Genomic DNA, 16,633 nt, shown 5'->3' with positions numbered 1-16,633 from the left:
TGTACAAGTGGTACATGAGCACTGAGCTTGTTTTCAACGCCGTATCGCCGCAGCGCAGCAGATTATGAACAGGTTCTTAAGCGCTCAGCCCAGCAAGCGTCCGCATACCGTGCTGCGGCGGCTGCCGCTGGCGCGGCGCTCCGCGTCGTCGAAACTGGCCAGTTCGACGAAACCGGCTTTGCGCATCATGCCGCCGGACGCGGCGTTTTCCTCGTGGCGGTCCGCCACCACCCAGCGCGCGCCGCGCGCGGCCAGGTCCTCGCAGGCCTGGCCCAGCAGCAGGCTGCCCAACCCCTGCCCGGCCTGATCGCGGCGCACCACCGCTTCCATGATGTAGCCGGCGGCTTCCGTGGCGACACCAGCCGGCCGATGCTGGGGAAAAGCATCGTGCATCCGGTACAGGATGGCGCCGCCCAACAGGCCGTCACGCTCGAACAAGGCCGCCCAGGCCTCCCCGTCCGCCACCTGGCGCAAGCTCCGCTCCACGCCCTCCTCCGGCAGCCAGTTCCACGGATTGGGCCCGTGTTCCATGATCAGTTTCCGCAGCGCGTCCACATCCGCCGCGCCAGCCAAACGGTATTGCCAGCTCATGCGCATCCTTTCTCGAAACGCAGCGTCGCCTGGCCCGCGTCCACTTCCAGTTCGGCCCAGGCGCCGTTCATCAGGGTCCATTGCGGCGGCACATGGCCGATATCGGCATCCACCACCACCGGGTAAGGCAGGCCGCTCAAGACGGTTTCCAGCGCCTGCCGGTAGGTCAGCACATTGGCGTCGGCGACGTCCGGCCCGCTGCTGCGTCCCAGGATCAAGCCGCTCAAGCCATCCAGCACGCCGGACAGGCGCAGGCCGTGCAAGGCGCGCAGCAGCTCGCACGGCCTCATCTCGCAGTTTTCCAGGTACAGCAGCGCCGGTTCTCGTTTGAACGCATGCAAATCGAAATAAGGGCTGCCCTGCAGCCGGCTCAGCGTGTCCAGGCAGCCGCCGATCAGTCGGCCGGCCATAAGGGCCGTTTGCGCGCCCAACACGCGCAGCGTGGTCGGATACCGCTCTCCCGGAGCGTCCCAGCGCCAAAACGCGCTGTAGCGGCTCTGAGACGGCGGCAAACCATGGTGCAGCGCATGCAGCAGCGCTGAATTCTCCTCTTCCCGCCGCGGATCGCCCAGATCGAACAGATTGGGCCCGTGCAGCGTCGCCCAACCGGACAGCAAGGTCAGCGGCACGGCCAGCGTGGAAACATCGGAGATACCAGCCAGCCATTTCGGCGGCAACCGCGCCAGCGCGGCGAAGTCGATGCCGGCCAGCAGCTCGATCGCGCGCTCCCCGCCCCAGGGCGGCAAGATGGCGCGTATCGTCGGATCGAACAGGAAGTGATTCAACTCTGCCAGCCGCTCGGCGGCCGGCGCGCTGGCGTCCTGAAACTCCCCGCGCAGGCAAGCCCCCTCCACCACCTGCCAGCCCTGATCGCGCAAGCATTGCAAGGCGAGATCCAGCTGCTGATGCAGCAGCGCCGGCACTCCTGAGGAAAAAGCGGTGACGGCGACGCGGTCGCCAGGCCGCAATGGCGCGGGGAAAACCATCACCGGTGCTTGCTCCTGTGGATAAACCTCAAGGCTGGCCTGCTTCATCGCTCAATTCCAGCGCAAAGCTATGGCTGGTCTTCAGTTGTTGATAACCGAGATGGCGATAGAAGGCGTGGGCTTCGACGCGATGGATGCTGGAACGCAGCCGAATGCGCTGATAACCGCGTTGCCGCGCCCAGTCTTGGCAAGCGCTCAGCAAACCCCGCCCCAAACCCTGGCCCTGACAGGTTGGGTTGACCACGATGCCGACAATCTCTATCGCTGATGGACCTTGCAGCTGATGCACGCCGCGGCAATGCACCCAGCCGGCCACGGCCCCTTCCCATAGCGCCACCCACGCCTGGTTGTCTTCCAGGGTCGACAGCCTGGCGAATCGCTCGCGGATCTCCGCCTCCGTCGCCTCGTAACCCAGATCCAGGCATAGCCGCGCCACCGCCGCGGCGTCCTCCGTCCGCATTGTCCTGATTTTCACCATCTGTCTTCGCCCAGTTGCTTCTAGGAAATGACATTGTCAGCACAAGGCCGGAGCGGAGGCAAGCCGGCTATTTGTTTGTCAGCCGGCGCAGCTCGATCAGCTTTGCATACTTGATGTAGCTGTTGAAACAACCGATGACGATGTGGACCAAGCCGGGGATGCCATCGAGAAAACCACGGCGGAAAACGTAGAACTTCACGAAGCGCAGCAGCGGACTGAGGATAAGTTTGGCGCTGCCCACATGTTTTCCACGCTGGAACAGCTGCTCCGCCTGCAAGCTGGTATAGCGGTTCTGCTTGTTCAGATACAGGGCGATGTCTTCGCCGGACTCATGCATCAGCTCATGACGCAGCTTGTGCACAGGCGTTTCCGCGATCACGTACTCATGCACCAGGTCGTCGGACCAACGCGCGTGTCCGCGATGGAACAGCCGCAGCGACCAGTCCGGATAACCTTCGCCATGTCTGAGGAAACGACCCATGAAACGGTTGCAGCGCGGAAATTGATAAGCCAGCGCTTGTGGATTGTCCAGTAGCGCTTTGATTTCATTTATCAATTCTGGAGACAACCACTCATCGGCGTCCAGACACAGCACCCAGTCGTGGCTGGCGGCTTGTACCGCCAATTGCTTCTGCGGACCGAATCCCAACCAATCTTGGTGGATAACTTTGGCCTTATAGGCGGAAGCTATCGCCAATGTCCTATCACTGCTGCCGGAATCCACAATCACGATCTCGTCGGCGAAAGCCACGCTGTCCAGGCATTTTTCCAGCAAGGTTTGCGCATTCTTGGTGATTAGCACCGCGCTGATTCGTGCACGCATCTTGTTATATGTTTTCCCGTATGTAATTTGAAGAAACTGGTAGAAGTAGGCCAACTTCTGTGGATAACCATGTTTTTTTCTTTGTTTTCATTGGTTTGCCGATAGTGAAATCTTGTTGCTTGCCACAGGTGTTGCTGACGGAACAACTGTGGATAAATTTGCTGTCTAGCTGAAGTTTCCACTTGTCCACAAGCTGGATTCCAGTTGTGCCCATGACCCTGTGCATGCGTGAATTTTGAGGTGAAACCAGTTTGTCAGCACCAATAACTCTTTAACGCAATTTTATATTGATGAAACTGATATAGGCGGCCATTACTGTGGATAAGACGGAAAAATATCAAAAGGTTCAGTAACTTGTCCTGTTGATGGCCTTTGGATAGTTTGGGTGCGCTGCGACAACACAAGATGTGGATAAATATCGAGCCAGTTACCCACAGCCATTTATCCACAAACTGGTCGCAGGGATTTTACTTGGTTAACCACAGCCATGCTCGGGTACAATGCGCGCCATGATGAATGTGCTGATCGTGCGCACCTCGTCGATGGGCGACCTTATCCACACCTGGCCCGCCATTTCCGAGTTGAAAGCGCATTACCCCAATTTCCGCGTCAGTTGGCTGGCTGAGGAAGCTTTTGCCGACATCGCGCGTTTGCACCCGGCGGTGGACCGGGTGATCGCCTTGAACTGGCGGCGCTGGCGCAAACGCTGGTGGCTGCCGTCCACTTGGCGCGAGATCCGCGAATTGCGACGCCAGTTGCGTGAGACTCATTGGGAATTGGTGGTGGACAGCCAGGGCTTGTTGAAAAGCGCCTTGCCGGCGCGCTGGGCCAAGGCGCCGTTGACCGGTTACGCCTGGGGCAGCGCGCGCGAATCGCTGGCCAGCCTGTTTTACGATAAACGCCATAAGGTGAGTTGGGCGTTGTCGGCGATCGAGCGCAACCGACTGTTGTTCGCGCGCGTGTTCGGCTACGAGCCGCAGGGCGAGCCGCGTTTCGGCGTGCCGGCCGGCGCGCGGCCCGGCTGGGTGTTGTCCGGCCGCTACGCGGTGCTGCTGCACGCCACCAGCAAGGCGTCCAAGGAGTGGCCGGAAAGCCATTGGGTGGAATTGGGCAAGCGCCTGTCCTTGCAGCATGACCTGGTGATGGTGCTGCCCTGGGGCAATCCGCGGGAACGCGAACGCGCCGAACGCCTGGCCGCGCAGATGCCGGCCGCAGTGGTGGCGCCCAAGATGAGCCTGGCCGAGGCCGCCGGCCTGATCGGCCACGCCAATGCGGTGATCGGCGTCGACACCGGCTTGACCCATCTGGCCAATGCCTTGAACGTACCGCTGGTGGCGATCTACACCGATACTCATCCGGCCGCCACCGGCGTGGTGGAAACGCCGTGGGCGACCAATCTGGGCGATATCGGTCAGTGCCCGTCGGTGGACGCGGTGCTGCAAGCGCTGTTCGCGCGCAAGGACTGGACATGAATTGGCAACGCCGCCTGTATTCCTGGGCCTGGCAGCTGGCCACGCCGCTGGTGCGTCATTACCTGAAAAAGCGCGCGCGCAAGGCGCCGGCTTATCTGCAGCATTGGGATGAGCGCTTCGGCAGCCAGCTGCGGCCGCGCGCGACCGGGGCGATCTGGATCCATGCGGTGTCGGTGGGGGAAACCCGAGCCGCGCAGCCCGTGGTGGACGCCTTGCGCCAGGCCTGGCCGGACGCACCGCTATTGATGACGCAGATGACGCCTACCGGGCGCGCCACCGCGCTGCAGCTGTATCCGGACGCCGAGGTCCGCTATCTGCCTTACGATTATCCCCAGGCGGTGCAAGCTTTTCTCGCCGCCTATCGGCCGCGCCTGGGCGTGTTGATGGAAACCGAGCTGTGGCCTAACCTGATCCATGCCGCCGCCGAGCAGAACATTCCGCTTTTCCTTGCCAATGCCCGTTTGTCGGAAAAATCCCTGCACGGTTACTTGAAAATCAAGGGCCTGGTGGCGCCGGCGCTGGCCAAGCTGCGCGCGGTGGCCGCGCAAACGCCGGAAGACGGCGAGCGCCTGCGTCAATTGGGTGCAGGCGATATCGAAGTTTGCGGCAATACCAAATACGATATCCAACCGCCGCCGGCGCAGCTGGAATTGGCGGAAACCTTCAAAGCCTGGATAGGCCAACGCCGCGTGCTGGTATGCGCCAGCACCCGCGACGGCGAGGAAGCATTGATCCTGGATGCCTGGCTGGCGGCGAAGCAGCGGCTGGGCGACACCTTGCTGGTGTTGATTCCGCGCCATCCCGAGCGTTTCGGCGAAGTGGCGCGGCTGGCCGAAGACCGCGGCCTGCGCGTGCAGCGCCGCAGCGCCGGCGGCCCGCTGGACACGGCCACCCAAGTCTGGATAGGCGACAGCATGGGCGAGGTGTTCGCCTACTTCGCCTGCGCCGATCTCGCCTTCGTCGGCGGCAGCCTGCTGCCGCTGGGCTGCCACAATCTGATCGAGCCGGCCAGCGTCGGCGTGCCGGTGCTGTTCGGCCCCTCGGTGTTCAATTTCAAGCAGGCGGCCGCCTTGGCCCTGGCCGCGGGCGCCGCGCGCCAGGTGGGCAGCGCCGCCGAGCTGATGGACGCGGCGGCGGAATTGCTGGCCGATGGGGATAGCCACCGGGCGATGCGGCAGGCGGCCCTGGATTTCAGCGCCGCTCATCGCGGCGCCAGCGTGCGCATGGTGGAGTTGTTCCGCCGCAAGCTGTCCGCTTCAGGCGGCGAGAACCGGGCTTGAGCGCCGCCGCGCGCTACAAAACGGCAAACCTTCTCGAAAAAATTAATCATTCCGCCGCCGCAGCCCGCCGCGGCGTCTTCTACTCTTCAAACAAGAGCCGCGCGCCGCGCCGGCTCCCCGAGGCCGCCGGCCCGGGACGGACGTGCGTCAACCCTGCCATGCCCCTGCCGGCTCAAGCCATCGGAAAACATCCCGAGCGGACCGGTCGAAATGACTGGCGCTAAGCGCGCCGCCGCGTCGACTCCGCTGTCTGACCAGACAAGGAGCTACCATGTCAGCCAACTACAGTGCTTTGCCCACGATAAGCTTGCCGCCCACCACCGACCTGGTGCGGCTGGACCAGCGCCCGCACCCGCCGATCACGCTGCACAGCGCGGCGCTGGAAGTGATGACCGATCTGCGCGTGGTCAACCCAGTGGGCATCCACCAGGGCGCCAGCCTGCGCGAAGCGCACGACCGCATGATCAGCCACGGCATCCGTTTATTGTTCGTCCACGATGGCGACGGGCAATTCACCGGCCTGATCACCGCTTCCGACCTGTTGGGCGAGCGGCCGATCCAGTGCATGAAGGAGCATGGCAAGCACTATGCGGACATCGGCGTCGGCGACGTGATGACGCCGCGCAAGCAGCTGGAGGCGCTGAGCCTGGGGGATATTGAACACGCCAGCGTCGGTCACATGGTGGCGACGATGAAGCAGATGGGACGTCAGCACGCGCTGGTGGTGGAGCTGAATCCGGGCAGCGGCCACCATGAGTTGTGCGGCCTGTTTTCCACATCCCATATGGCGCGCCTGCTGGGCATGCCGCTTTCCTTCATCCGCGTGCCGCAGGCCTTGTCGGAAATTCAATATTCATTAATGCATGCGATATGACTTCAAGGGCGGCGCCGGCTCCGGCGCGAAAATCGGCAAGAATCGGGTCGCTGCGGCGGCCCGATTTGCTTATGCTGGGCCTGTGATAGAGACGAGGAGCCCGCCATGCGACAACACAGCGATTGGGTCGAGGACGACCGCGACTACGGTCGCATCCGCGACGCCATCCGTTATCTGGTGGTCCATGCCGACCGCCAGCCGGAGCTGGCGGAGCTGGCCGGCGCGCTGCATTTGTCGGAATCGCGGTTGCAGCGCTTGTTCACCCGTTGGGCCGGTGTCAGTCCCAAGCGTTTTTTGCAGCAACTGACCTGCGAGGCGGCCAAGGCGCGGCTCAAGGATGGCCAGGGCGTGCTGTCGCTGTCCCACGAACTGGGCTTGTCCGGCGGCAGCCGGCTGCATGATCTGTTCGTGACGCTGGAGGCGATGACGCCGGGCGAATACCGCAACGGCGGCGCCGGCCTGGACATGGAGTGGAGCGTGGAAGCCAGCCGTTTCGGCCCGGTGCTGGTGGCGCGCACCGCGCGCGGCGTGTGCGCGGCGCAATTCGTCGCCGATGAGATGGAAGCAGCCGCCTGGCTGCGCCAGCGCTGGCCGAATGCGGCGCTCAAGCACCGCCCGGGCGGCGGCGCGGCGGTGGCCGCCGCGATGTTCGAACCCTTGCAGGCCGATGGCCAGACGCCGCTGGCCTTGCGGGTGCAAGGCAGCAATTTTCAGATCCAGGTCTGGCGCGCGCTATTGTCGATTCCCTACGGCGCTTTTGCCAGCTATGGCCAGATCGCCGCGGCGCTGGGGCGGCCACGCGCCGCGCGCGCGGTGGGCAGCGCGGTGGGCGCCAATCCGGTGGCCTGGCTGATTCCCTGCCATCGGGTGATCCGCGCCGAGGGCGTGTTGGGCGAATACCGCTGGGGGCCGGAACGCAAAGTGGAGTTGATAGGCTGGGAAAGCGCGGTGCTGGCCGGCCTGCAGCCAGCCTAGACGGCGAACTGGCCCAGCGCGCGGAAGAACAGCCGGGACAACAATTCCAGCCCGTCGTCGCCGCGCTGGCGGTAAAGCGCCAGCGGCACCGCCGGCAGCGGCGGCAGGCAGTGTTCCGGCAAGGGCAGCAGCCGTTCGGAAATGGCGTCGGGAAACAGCGCGCCCACGCCCAGGCCCGCTTCCAGCGCCGCCTGCACCGCCAGCTGGCTGCTGCTTTCGAAGACGATGCGATAAGGCTGGTCGACTTGATGCAAGGCGCGCAGCATCGCGTCGCGCCAGCTGCAGGGCGCGGCGAACATCACCAGGGGCATGATCTCCGCTTCCGGTTTGACGCCGTCGCGCGCCAGCCATTGCAATGGGTATTCCAGCACCCAGCTCGGCGTTTGCTCCAACCCGCATTGGCGCGGATTGACGATCAGCAAATCCAGTTCTCCCTGGCGAAAAGCCGGGCTGAGTTCCCGCTCCAGCGCCACTCGCACCTCCAGCTGCCATTGTGGCTGGGTGGCGGCGAAGTCCGCCAGCACCTGCGGCAGGTGGCGGCTGATCACATCCTCGATCAGGCCCACTCGGCAGCGCCGCGCGGCGGTGGGCGCCGTCGTCGGCCGCATTTGCTCGGTCAGGCCGATGATGCGTTCGGCGTAGGGCAGCAGTTGTCGCCCCGCCGCGTTCAGGCTGACGCCGCGCGGCGAGCGCTGCAACAGCACCTGGCCGCAATGCTGTTCCAGCTTGCGCAATTGCAGGCTCAAGGCCGGCTGGGTGCGGCCCAGCGCGGCGGCGGCGCGGTTGATGCTGCCGTGGCGCGCCACCGCGATCAGCGCGCGCAGCAAGGTGGTGTCCAGATCATCGGTCATAATGTTTTCTTATAACAATGCCACGAAATTTCAGTCTACCTATAACTGACTGAAATGTTTAGGCTGAGGGCCAATATCCTGAACGAGGCTCTCACCATGTTTATCGCCGCTTTGCTATTGGCTGTCGTCGGCTCCATCGTCTATCACCTGTCGATCAAGCAGGTGCCGGCGGGGGCGGATCCCTTCTTCTCGCTGGCGGTCAGCTATGGCGCGGCGATGCTGGTGTGCCTGCTGGGCATGTGGTGGCTGCCGGCCGGCGGCCAACGCGGCCTGGGCGCGTTGAATTGGAGCAGCCTGGGGGTAGCGGCGGGCATAGTCGGCATTGAACTGGGTTTTCTGCTGGCCTACCGCGCCGGCTGGAATCTGGGCTATGCGGCGCTCAGCTCCAATGTGTTGACCGCCTTGGTGCTGCTGCCGCTGGGTTATCTGCTGTTTCGCGAGCAGCCCTCGCTGGGCAAATTGGGCGGCATGGCCTTGAGCATGGGCGGATTGTGGATGATGCTGCGCTTCCGCTGAGCGCCGCCCGGGAGATGGGCGACGCTCGGGCCGCGTTATCAAGCGGCGTTCAGCGGCAAGTGCACCGCCAGCTTGAAGCCGTCGGCCTGATCGCAGAACTCCAGCCGGCCGCGGTGTTGCTTGACCACGCGGCTGACAATGGCGAGACCGAGGCCGCTGCCGCCGTCGGTGCCGCGGTGTTCGGCCAGCCGTTCGAACGGCGCCAGCGCGGTTTCGCGCAATTCGGTCGGAATGCCCTTGCCGTGGTCCAGCACGCTGAGCACGGCGCCGCTTTCATCTTGTTCCACGCTGACTTCCACCGGCGGCGCGCCGTAGCGGCGCGCGTTTTCCAATAGATTGGACAGCAGGCGTTCCAGCGCCAGGCCGTCGGCCAGCAGCTCGGGTTCGGCCAGCCGGCGCAGGCTGACCTGCATGCCTTCTCGGGCGAAGCGCGACACCACGCTGGCGGCGAGATCGGCCAGCGCCACCGGCTCCAGCCGAGTGGTTTCCTCGGCGCGGGCGAAATCGATGAACTGGCGCACGATCTGCGACAACTCGTCGATGTCGGCCAGCATATCGTGCTGGTCCGGGCTGTCCTGCTGTAGTTCCAGCGTCAGCTTGAGCCGGGTCAGCGGCGTGCGCAGATCGTGGGACAGGCCGGCCAGCATCAGCCGGCGCTCGCGCGCGGCATTGTCCAGCGCCTGGGCCATCAGGTTGAAGTTGTGCGCCAGCACTTTCACCTCGCGCGGGCCGTCCTCCGGCACCGCCGCCGGCATGGTGCCGGCGGCCAGTTCGCGGCTGGCCAGCACCACGCGGCTGATGGGCCGCGCCACGCGCCAGGCGACGGCGAAGGCCAGCAGGCTGGCGACGATGGACGCCAGCAAGGCCGCCTGGATGATGGTGTTGATCGAGCGGTCGCTGTAGCGGCCGAAGGGCAGCACCAGCCAGTAGGCCTGGTCCAGCACGTGCACATTGACCCACAACTCGCGGCGGTCGTCGATCTGGGCGTAGCGCACCTCGATCGGCTCGTTGAGGCCGTGCGACAGCCGCTGCGCCAAGGTTTCGCCCAGCCGCGGCACATAGTCGGTGAAGTTGACGCCCTGGTCGGCGTTGATGGGCAGCAGGCGCGGCAGGCCGGGCCGGTTGTAGCCGGCCAGGAATTCGGCGCGCTCGGTATTGGTCATCGCCTCCATGGTGCCTTCCAGGAAGGCCAGGGTGTCCACGGTCTGCGAGTACAGCTGCTTGTCCAAGAGCTTGTGGCGCTCGCCGGCGGCCATCCACAAGGTGACGAACTGCGTGGTCAGCACCACCAGCACCACCAGTACCGCCAGCCGGAAGAACAGCGAGCCGGTCAGCTTGCGCACGGCTTACTCCCGCGGCGTGCCGTCCGGCACGAACACATAGCCGTAGCCCCATACCGTCTGGATGAAGCGCAGCTGGCTGTCCCCGCTTTCCAGCGCCTTGCGCAGCCGGGAGATATGCACGTCTATGCTGCGGTCCAGCGATTCGCCATTGCCCTTGCCCAGCGCCATTTCCATCAATTGCTCGCGCGTCAGCGGCCGGCGCGGATGGCTGACCAGCACCGACAGCACCGCGAATTCCGCGCTGGTCAGCGTCACCGGCTGGCCGGCCTTGCGCAGCTCGCGCTGGCCCAGATTGAGCACGAACTCGCCGAAGTTCACTTCTTCGTCGGCGTCGTGGCGCGCGCCCAGCGCCGGCGTGGCGTGGTGGCGGCGCAGCACCGACTGGATGCGGGCGGTGAGCTCGCGCGGATTGAACGGCTTGGGCAGGTAGTCGTCGGCGCCCATTTCCAGGCCGAGGATGCGGTCGATGTCCTCGCCGCGCGCGGTGAGCATGATCACCGGAATGGTTTCGCCCTGGGCGCGCAGCCGGCGCACCACCGCCAGGCCGTCCTCGCCCGGCATCATCACGTCCAGCACCATCAGGTCCGGACGATTGCGCGCCAGCTTGCGGTCCAGGTCCTTGGAGTCCGGCAGCGCTTCCACCGCGTAGCCTTGCTGGCTCAGATAGCGGGTAAGTAGTTCGCGCAGTTTGGCATCGTCGTCGACGACCAGGATCTTATTGTGTTCCATGCGATTTTTCCTCGGAGCGGAGTGTCAGCTTAGCGGCTGGTCCCGGGCTGCGGCAGCGCGCCTGATGAAGATATGTTAAGCCGGTTCCGGCGATCACACACCTTAACAAATCAGCGATTGTCGCTCATGTCTGCCTCATGCCGCGAGTCTAGGCTGCCTAATGAGGCCTACCGGCGGTTTGGTCGCTAGGCGATGCCTTTGGCATCGGTGGCGCATGGTGTATGCTGTCCGCCCTCGCCGGCCCGGATCTTGGAACCGTGGCCCTTTTTCCAGTACTTTCGACAGGATAAAACAGCTTTCATGACGCGGCTGCCGATTCTTCTCATCTTTGCCTTGCTGCAAGCGCTTGCCGGCGCGCCGGCCCTGGCGCGAGGGAAGGAACGCGGCCCCATGCCACCGGACATGGAGCCGCCGCCGGCACGGCGCTGCCAGGCGCCGCCTGACGTCGACTGCAGAGAATTGCGGCGCCTGCGCAATCTGCGCCTGCGCGAAGCGGTGCAGGACGGCGATTTGCCGCCGGAGCTGATGCACCGGCAGCCGCCGCCGTCTTATTGGCGTTCCAATCCGGATGGCGCCGCGCCGCCGCCTCCGCCGCCGGAACGCGGCAAACCCCATTTCTGGCGCGACCGCCGCAAACACGGCTCTGAATAGCCGCGCGGCCAAGCCGGCGCTGGCGAAGCGGGGTTTCTGTTGATAAGCTTTGAACAGAGAACGCCAGCCGGTTTCATTCCAATTCAAATCATTCATCGCAGGACAGGCCAGCGCCGAGATTGGGCGCCGCCGCCTTGATCCTGGCTGGCCGTCCGCTGGGCCGATAGCGCGCAGCGTCATGCTGCGCCCAGCTGTTGAGCGGAGCGATAACCGGCCATGCGCAAGGGGCATGCCTTGAAAAACAATAGGGGATACGGCGCGTTGCGGCGCGCCTGGGGATGGGGGCTGGCGCTTTGCTGGCTGGCCGGCGGCGTGGCGGCGGCGGAAGCGGATTGCAGCCGAGCCACCGCGCCGCAGCGCTGCGAACTGAACCGCCAGGGCAATGTGTCCTGCAATGATCTGCCCGCCGACGGACGGCATGCCTGCCTGCAGTTTTACACGCCGGCCTTGAGTTGTCTGCGCGAGCGCGACGCCAAGCGCTGCGAGGCGCTACGCGCCGCGCACAGTTCCTGCGGCGGGTTGGAAGGCAAGGCGCGCCGCTTGTGCATCAACGAGCGTCTGCCGCCGCCGGATTGCGCGCGCGCGGCCAACCCGGCGCGTTGCCGCGCCCGCGCCGAAGCCGAACTCAAATGCGCCGACCGCGAAATCGCCCAGCGCCTGTGCGTGCGCAAAGCCTTGCAGGGGGAATGAGCGCTGTTATTTGGCCGCGGTCGGGTCGAACCACAGGCTGGCGTCGGCGAACGGCGTGTCCGGCGGCAGGAAGGGGTTGTCGATGCGGATCAGCCGGCGGTGCTTCAGATCCAGCCGCTGGATCAGGCCGGCGTGGTAGGCCTGGAACAGGCGCTGGAATTCGCCGTTGCGCAGCAGCAGCCTCATGCCCTGCTCGGCGCGCCGCGCCAGCCGCTGGCCGTCGGCGTCGCGGCCAAACCAGAAGTAAGTGGGCAGCGGGTAGTAGAGCAGTAATTCCCGCTCCAGCGCCAGTTGCCGGTATTGCGGCCGGTAGTCGCGAATTTCCCGCTCCACCTCGGTCACCCCGCGCGAGAACGCGTCGCCCAGGCCGCGGTCCAGCATGCGGAACAGTCCATCGTAGCTGGAGTCGGTTTCCACTTTCAGGCCGGCGCGCCGCAGCACGGCGATATCGCCCCAGCCCTCGCCCTGGATGATGCTGAAGCGGCGCAGTTCCGCCAGCGTCGTCACCTTGGCGAACTCCGGCTGCCGCGCGGCGCGGATCAGCAGCACGCGGTAGCCGAGCAGGCCGCGGTCTATCGGAATCCGCACCGGCAGGTAGCGGCGCTCGTAGTCGCGGTTGGTTTCGCGTATCAGCACATTGAGCCGTCCGCGCGGCTGGCCCAGCTCCTGCAGCTGGCGCGCCTCGTTCATGCGCGGCGCGAAGCGCAGCTTGTAATCGCCCCATTGCGGCCGGGTGGCGTCCAGCGCGGCGCGCAGCACCGCCCAGTGGTAATCGTAGCGCTCGTCGTCCACGCTTTCCGGCGCATGGCCGGTATACACCATCACGGCGGCTCGCGCCGTCGGCTGCCAGCCGCCAAGTAGAGCCAGCGCGCTTAGCCAGCAAGCGGCCAAGCGCCGAAACTTCAGGTATTGCCGCATTGCCCGCCCCGGTCGTGATCAGCGCGACACCGCGCTGTTCCATGATGGATAGCGGCGCTCCGGCGCGCAAGTCCGGCCTGGCGCCGCCGGGTTTGCGCGGCGTCAAGCGGCCATGCAAAACAAGGACTACTAGTAAATATTCATATCGACATGAATATATCAGCCTCCTATCATCCTCCGGATGCCGAACGGCCTTGTCGGCAAGCGGCACTTACTCTCGGGGGACATTATGCAATTCAAGAAAACTCTGTTGGCCATGGCTTTGGGTCTGGCGTTGGCGCCCGCGCTGACCATGGCGGCGCCGCCGCTGACCGCCGCCAACAGCGGCTCCACCGTGGAAGCCGCGCGCAGCAATGCCTGGCTGGAAATCGATAAGGCGGCGCTGGATCACAACCTGGCCGAACTCAAGCGCCTGGTCGGCTCCAACACCAAGGTGTGCGCGATTCTGAAGGCCGACGCCTACGGCCACGGCATCGCCAATGTGATGCCGTCCATCATTGCCCAGGGCATTCCCTGCGTCGGCATCGCCAGCAATGAAGAAGCCCGGGTAGCGCGCGCCAGCGGCTACAAGGGCGTGGTGGCGCGCGTGCGTAGCGCCACCCAGCAGGAAATCGCCGATGGCCTGCAATACGATATGCAGGAGCTGGTGGGCAATCTGGAACTGGCGCGCCAGTTGTCGGCTTTGGCCAAGCGCGAGGGCAAGACCCTGCAGATTCATCTGGCCATCAATTCCGCCGGCATCAGCCGCAACGGCGTGGAGCTGGCCAGCAAGCAGGGCCGCGCGGATGCGCTGGCCATGCTCAAGCTGCCCAATCTGCAAGTGGTGGGCATCATGACCCACTTCCCGGTGGAGGATAAGGCCGATGTGCAAAAAGGCCTGGCGGCTTTCAAGCAGGAAAGCGCCTGGCTGATCAAGGCCGGCGGCCTGGACCGCAGCAAGATCACCCTGCATTGCGCCAATAGCTTCGCCACGCTGGAAGTGCCGGAAGCGCATCTGGACATGGTGCGTCCGGGCGGCGCCATCTTCGGCGACACCGTACCCAGCCACACCGAATACCAGCGCGTGATGGCGTTCAAATCGCGAGTGGCGGCGGTGAACCGCTATCCGGCCGGCAATACCGTCGGCTATGACCGCACTTACACCCTGAAGCGCGAATCCTTGCTGGCCAATATTCCGGTCGGCTATTCCGATGGCTACCGCCGCGCCTTCACCAATAAGGCGCATGTGCTGATCAACGGCCAGCGCGTGCCGGTGGTGGGCAAGGTGTCGATGAACACGCTGATGGTGGATGTGACCGAGGTGCCGGGCGCCAAGATCGGCGACGAGGTGGTGCTGTTCGGCAAGCAGGGCAAGGCCGAGATCGGCGCCGCCGAGCTGGAGGACATCAATGGCGCCTTGCTGGCCGACCTCTACACGGTGTGGGGCAATTCCAATCCCAAAGTGCTGGTGAACCGCTAACACTGGTTCAAGCTCGCGCGCGAGCGCGAGCGTTAACCGGGCCGCGCCGTCGCTATTCGTGGCGACGGCGTGTGAGTCTTCACAGTCTGCTGGCGAATCGTCTTGGTTTGGACTTAGATGAATCATGTTCCCGCATCAGGAGTGCGCCATGCAGTTCGACGAAGTTCGCCCAGAGCATTTCACCACGCTGTCCCGCAATCCGTTTCCGCATATTCTGATCGACCGGGCCTTGCAGCAGATCGCCGGCGGCAGCGCCGACGGTTCGCAATTCCGCAAGGATGTGCTGGCCGCCGCGGGCTGGGGCCATGGCGGGCTGACCCCGTTCGGCAAGTATCCGGCCGATGCCTGCGTGGCGTTCAACCGCATCCGCAAGGTGCTGGAAATCACCCAGGAGCCGGACGCGATCCTGGCGGAGTTGGAAAAGGACAGTCCCAAGGTGTGATCTGATCCGCCGCCACGCAAAAGCCCGCCTGACGGCGGGCTTTATCGTTGCCGGCGGCCGTTTCAGCCGGCGGCCCGTTTCAGGATGATGTACAGCTCATCCTTCAGCTTCAGCTTTTCCTTTTTCAGGGTTTCGATTTCGAAATCGACGGAAGGCTCGATGCGCGCTTCCATATTCTTGATTTTCTGATCCAGGTCGTTGTGCTTGTTGAACAGGCGGGTGAAGTGCTCGTCTTCGGTTTTCAGCTTGCTGATCAGTTCGCGGTATTCGGGAAACATGGGCAACTCCTTGAGCGGGTGGATACTTTGGAGCGGCTGACGACGCGGGCCGGAGCCTAGGCACACCGTAACAGCCTGGCGTGAAAAAGCAAGTTGCCGTCGTCAACGGGCGGATACGTCTTAGTCATGCTAACACCGGGGTTTGGCCGGCCGGTTTGATCCAGGGCAGACGCCGGTCCTTTGGCTTGCCGGGAACATGCCAGCCGGCCGTTGGAGCCTGTTCAAAGTCTCGCGAGCAAGAGCGAGACAAGGCGAAAACGAGCGAAAAAGCGGGATGTACACCTGGTACATGAGCATTTTGAGCTGGTACTCACCGTGTGACGTTTCACGAACGCAGCAGACTTTGAACAGGTTCTTAGGGCTTGAACCAGGGACGCCCGCGTCGGGTGGGCAATTGGTAGCGCTCGGCCAATTTTTCATAGCCGCCGTCGGCGGCGAAGCGGCGCAGGCCGCGATTGAAGCGGTCGCGGTCCTGAGCGTTGCGGAATGCCAGCCGGTAATGGGTGGGAGTGAACAATGCGTAGGGACAGAGCGTGGGGCTGATGTCGAGCTCATGCCGCAGCTCGTTGCTCAACTGCTGGAAGATGTTGACGTCGGAAATAGCCACGTCGGCGCGGCCGCTGAGCAGCAGGCGGTTGAGGGTGGCTTGCGGCGATTCTTCGCGATAGGACGGGATTTGCGGTGCCAGCGCGGCGAAGTCCGCGCCCAGGTAAAGATGGGCGCCTTGAAACGCGGCCACGCGCAAACGGGTCAGATCGTCCAGCCGCCGTAGGTGGATGTGACGCCGGCACAGCGTGATCGCCATGTTCTGATAAACGATGTAGGGATCGGAAACATGGCCGCCGCCGTTGGCGATGGCTGCGTCGACCTGGCCGCTGGCCAGCCAGTTGTGGGCGCGCAGATTGGGGGCGAAGCGCACTTGCGGCTGATAGCCGGCCAGGCTCAAGGCCTGGGTGACGATATCGTATTCCACGCCCTTGCCTTGTTCGGCGTCGACATAGGGCAGCTTGGTCTCGCCCAGCGCCACCCGTAGCGTGGGCTGGGCGGCGGGATGGGCGCTGAGCGCGCCAAGCAGCAGCGCCAGCAAGGCGTGTCGGGCGAGGTGGATGGGCGGGAAGGCCATGCGTTAGCGTGTTCGTCTGGTTTCGGTGGCGCGCGCCGCTGGGCGCGCCGGTTTGCTTCTTTATAGCCGCTAGTATGCGTTGGGCGGCTGCGCGCATTGTAACGAGCGGGCGGCCCCATCGGCCGCTGTTTTGCCCATTGTTCGACAAAAAGCC

Annotated in this window: 20 protein-coding genes; 10 read left to right on the top strand and 10 right to left on the bottom strand. The window is 64.4% G+C overall.

Translation table 11 applies throughout. From position 1 onward, the window contains the following. Positions 1–84: 84 nt before the first annotated feature. The 4 genes from LQT98_RS09945 to LQT98_RS09930 form a co-directional block, all read right to left on the bottom strand. Positions 85–591, bottom strand: coding sequence for a GNAT family N-acetyltransferase (locus LQT98_RS09945; RefSeq protein ID WP_231462189.1), 507 nt, complete (start codon positions 589–591; stop codon positions 85–87). After that, positions 588–1,625: a S66 family peptidase gene (locus LQT98_RS09940; RefSeq protein ID WP_231462188.1), complete on the bottom strand. Its 1,038-nt coding sequence runs from the start codon at positions 1,623–1,625 to the stop codon at positions 588–590. Before LQT98_RS09940 ends, LQT98_RS09945 begins: the two co-directional genes overlap by 4 nt. Beyond that, on the bottom strand, positions 1,606–2,037 hold the full coding sequence (locus LQT98_RS09935; protein WP_231462187.1) for a GNAT family N-acetyltransferase: 432 nt from the start codon (positions 2,035–2,037) through the stop codon (positions 1,606–1,608). The genes LQT98_RS09940 and LQT98_RS09935 overlap by 20 nt, the downstream gene beginning before the upstream one ends. An 85-nt stretch (positions 2,038–2,122) precedes the next feature. Then, the gene (locus LQT98_RS09930; RefSeq protein WP_231462186.1) at positions 2,123–2,932 is read right to left on the bottom strand and encodes a glycosyltransferase family 2 protein; all 810 of its coding nucleotides are present in this window, start codon (positions 2,930–2,932) and stop codon (positions 2,123–2,125) included. A 455-nt stretch (positions 2,933–3,387) separates the two neighbouring features. Between LQT98_RS09930 and waaC the strand changes: the two genes are divergently transcribed. From waaC to LQT98_RS24040, 5 genes are all read left to right on the top strand, one after another. Then, complete coding sequence (waaC, locus tag LQT98_RS09925; protein ID WP_331282543.1) at positions 3,388–4,350, top strand: lipopolysaccharide heptosyltransferase I; 963 nt, start codon at positions 3,388–3,390, stop codon at positions 4,348–4,350. Further along, positions 4,347–5,630: a lipid IV(A) 3-deoxy-D-manno-octulosonic acid transferase gene (gene waaA / locus LQT98_RS09920; RefSeq protein WP_231462185.1), complete on the top strand. Its 1,284-nt coding sequence runs from the start codon at positions 4,347–4,349 to the stop codon at positions 5,628–5,630. The genes waaC and waaA overlap by 4 nt, the downstream gene beginning before the upstream one ends. Beyond that, positions 5,627–5,854, top strand: coding sequence for a hypothetical protein (locus LQT98_RS09915; protein WP_156183863.1), 228 nt, complete (start codon positions 5,627–5,629; stop codon positions 5,852–5,854). Before waaA ends, LQT98_RS09915 begins: the two co-directional genes overlap by 4 nt. Before the next feature lie 47 nt (positions 5,855–5,901). Further along, positions 5,902–6,504, top strand: coding sequence for a CBS domain-containing protein (locus tag LQT98_RS09910; RefSeq protein ID WP_048410117.1), 603 nt, complete (start codon positions 5,902–5,904; stop codon positions 6,502–6,504). 105 nt (positions 6,505–6,609) lie between these two features. Continuing rightward, complete coding sequence (locus LQT98_RS24040; protein WP_048410118.1) at positions 6,610–7,479, top strand: methylated-DNA--[protein]-cysteine S-methyltransferase; 870 nt, start codon at positions 6,610–6,612, stop codon at positions 7,477–7,479. On the opposite strand, the gene LQT98_RS09895 is transcribed toward LQT98_RS24040, so the two are convergent. Then, positions 7,476–8,330 (bottom strand): LysR family transcriptional regulator, encoded by an 855-nt coding sequence (locus tag LQT98_RS09895; RefSeq protein ID WP_231462184.1) that lies wholly within the window; start codon positions 8,328–8,330, stop codon positions 7,476–7,478. The genes LQT98_RS24040 and LQT98_RS09895 overlap by 4 nt on opposite strands. Positions 8,331–8,426: 96 nt before the next feature. Here LQT98_RS09895 and LQT98_RS09890 point away from each other — a divergent pair, with 96 nt between their 5' ends. Continuing rightward, entirely contained in the window at positions 8,427–8,846 is a 420-nt protein-coding gene (locus LQT98_RS09890) for a hypothetical protein (protein ID WP_231462183.1), read from the top strand. Between the two features lie 38 nt (positions 8,847–8,884). Here the strand turns inward: LQT98_RS09890 and LQT98_RS09885 are convergent, their stop codons facing one another. Continuing rightward, positions 8,885–10,189 (bottom strand): ATP-binding protein, encoded by a 1,305-nt coding sequence (locus LQT98_RS09885; RefSeq protein ID WP_231462182.1) that lies wholly within the window; start codon positions 10,187–10,189, stop codon positions 8,885–8,887. A gap of 3 nt (positions 10,190–10,192) precedes the next feature. Next, on the bottom strand, positions 10,193–10,918 hold the full coding sequence (gene ompR / locus LQT98_RS09880; RefSeq protein ID WP_048410122.1) for an osmolarity response regulator transcription factor OmpR: 726 nt from the start codon (positions 10,916–10,918) through the stop codon (positions 10,193–10,195). Between the two features lie 390 nt (positions 10,919–11,308). Between ompR and LQT98_RS09875 the strand changes: the two genes are divergently transcribed. Both LQT98_RS09875 and LQT98_RS09870 read left to right on the top strand, forming a co-directional pair. Further along, positions 11,309–11,569, top strand: a complete 261-nt coding sequence (locus LQT98_RS09875) for a hypothetical protein (protein WP_156183864.1) — start codon at positions 11,309–11,311, stop codon at positions 11,567–11,569. A 234-nt stretch (positions 11,570–11,803) separates the two neighbouring features. Then, on the top strand, positions 11,804–12,259 hold the full coding sequence (locus LQT98_RS09870; RefSeq protein WP_156183865.1) for a hypothetical protein: 456 nt from the start codon (positions 11,804–11,806) through the stop codon (positions 12,257–12,259). 6 nt (positions 12,260–12,265) lie between these two features. Here the strand turns inward: LQT98_RS09870 and LQT98_RS09865 are convergent, their stop codons facing one another. Next, positions 12,266–13,177: a hypothetical protein gene (locus LQT98_RS09865; RefSeq protein ID WP_231462181.1), complete on the bottom strand. Its 912-nt coding sequence runs from the start codon at positions 13,175–13,177 to the stop codon at positions 12,266–12,268. Between the two features lie 229 nt (positions 13,178–13,406). On the opposite strand from LQT98_RS09865, the gene alr reads away from it, so the two are divergent. Both alr and LQT98_RS09855 read left to right on the top strand, forming a co-directional pair. Next, entirely contained in the window at positions 13,407–14,636 is a 1,230-nt protein-coding gene (alr, locus tag LQT98_RS09860) for an alanine racemase (RefSeq protein ID WP_231462180.1), read from the top strand. Positions 14,637–14,784: 148 nt separating this feature from the next. After that, positions 14,785–15,078, top strand: a complete 294-nt coding sequence (locus LQT98_RS09855; RefSeq protein WP_048410179.1) for a hypothetical protein — start codon at positions 14,785–14,787, stop codon at positions 15,076–15,078. A gap of 62 nt (positions 15,079–15,140) precedes the next feature. On the opposite strand, the gene LQT98_RS09850 is transcribed toward LQT98_RS09855, so the two are convergent. Both LQT98_RS09850 and LQT98_RS09845 read right to left on the bottom strand, forming a co-directional pair. After that, a complete protein-coding gene (locus LQT98_RS09850) occupies positions 15,141–15,356 on the bottom strand; it encodes a YdcH family protein (RefSeq protein ID WP_048410124.1) in 216 nt (71 codons plus the stop codon). 355 nt (positions 15,357–15,711) lie between these two features. Beyond that, positions 15,712–16,479 (bottom strand): substrate-binding periplasmic protein, encoded by a 768-nt coding sequence (locus LQT98_RS09845; protein ID WP_231462179.1) that lies wholly within the window; start codon positions 16,477–16,479, stop codon positions 15,712–15,714. Positions 16,480–16,633 lie beyond the last annotated feature (154 nt).

The sequence above is a fragment of the Chromobacterium aquaticum genome (assembly GCF_021129195.1).
Classification (GTDB): Bacteria; Pseudomonadota; Gammaproteobacteria; order Burkholderiales; family Chromobacteriaceae; genus Chromobacterium; species Chromobacterium aquaticum.
Note: the sequence above shows the minus strand (reverse complement) of the source record. Positions and strands in the feature narration are given on the sequence as shown.

Coding starts and splice junctions, on each gene's coding strand:
- LQT98_RS09895 (WP_231462184.1), bottom strand. CDS start 8,330: ATGACCGATGATCTGGACACCACCTTGCTGCGCGCGCTGATCGCGGTG.
- ompR (WP_048410122.1), bottom strand. CDS start 10,918: ATGGAACACAATAAGATCCTGGTCGTCGACGACGATGCCAAACTGCGC.
- LQT98_RS09875 (WP_156183864.1), top strand. CDS start 11,309: ATGCCACCGGACATGGAGCCGCCGCCGGCACGGCGCTGCCAGGCGCCG.
- LQT98_RS09855 (WP_048410179.1), top strand. CDS start 14,785: ATGCAGTTCGACGAAGTTCGCCCAGAGCATTTCACCACGCTGTCCCGC.
- LQT98_RS09910 (WP_048410117.1), top strand. CDS start 5,902: ATGTCAGCCAACTACAGTGCTTTGCCCACGATAAGCTTGCCGCCCACC.
- LQT98_RS09940 (WP_231462188.1), bottom strand. CDS start 1,625: ATGAAGCAGGCCAGCCTTGAGGTTTATCCACAGGAGCAAGCACCGGTG.
- LQT98_RS09865 (WP_231462181.1), bottom strand. CDS start 13,177: ATGCGGCAATACCTGAAGTTTCGGCGCTTGGCCGCTTGCTGGCTAAGC.
- waaC (WP_331282543.1), top strand. CDS start 3,388: ATGATGAATGTGCTGATCGTGCGCACCTCGTCGATGGGCGACCTTATC.
- LQT98_RS09945 (WP_231462189.1), bottom strand. CDS start 591: ATGAGCTGGCAATACCGTTTGGCTGGCGCGGCGGATGTGGACGCGCTG.
- LQT98_RS09850 (WP_048410124.1), bottom strand. CDS start 15,356: ATGTTTCCCGAATACCGCGAACTGATCAGCAAGCTGAAAACCGAAGAC.
- waaA (WP_231462185.1), top strand. CDS start 4,347: ATGAATTGGCAACGCCGCCTGTATTCCTGGGCCTGGCAGCTGGCCACG.
- LQT98_RS09845 (WP_231462179.1), bottom strand. CDS start 16,479: ATGGCCTTCCCGCCCATCCACCTCGCCCGACACGCCTTGCTGGCGCTG.
- LQT98_RS24040 (WP_048410118.1), top strand. CDS start 6,610: ATGCGACAACACAGCGATTGGGTCGAGGACGACCGCGACTACGGTCGC.
- LQT98_RS09890 (WP_231462183.1), top strand. CDS start 8,427: ATGTTTATCGCCGCTTTGCTATTGGCTGTCGTCGGCTCCATCGTCTAT.
- alr (WP_231462180.1), top strand. CDS start 13,407: ATGCAATTCAAGAAAACTCTGTTGGCCATGGCTTTGGGTCTGGCGTTG.
- LQT98_RS09935 (WP_231462187.1), bottom strand. CDS start 2,037: ATGCGGACGGAGGACGCCGCGGCGGTGGCGCGGCTATGCCTGGATCTG.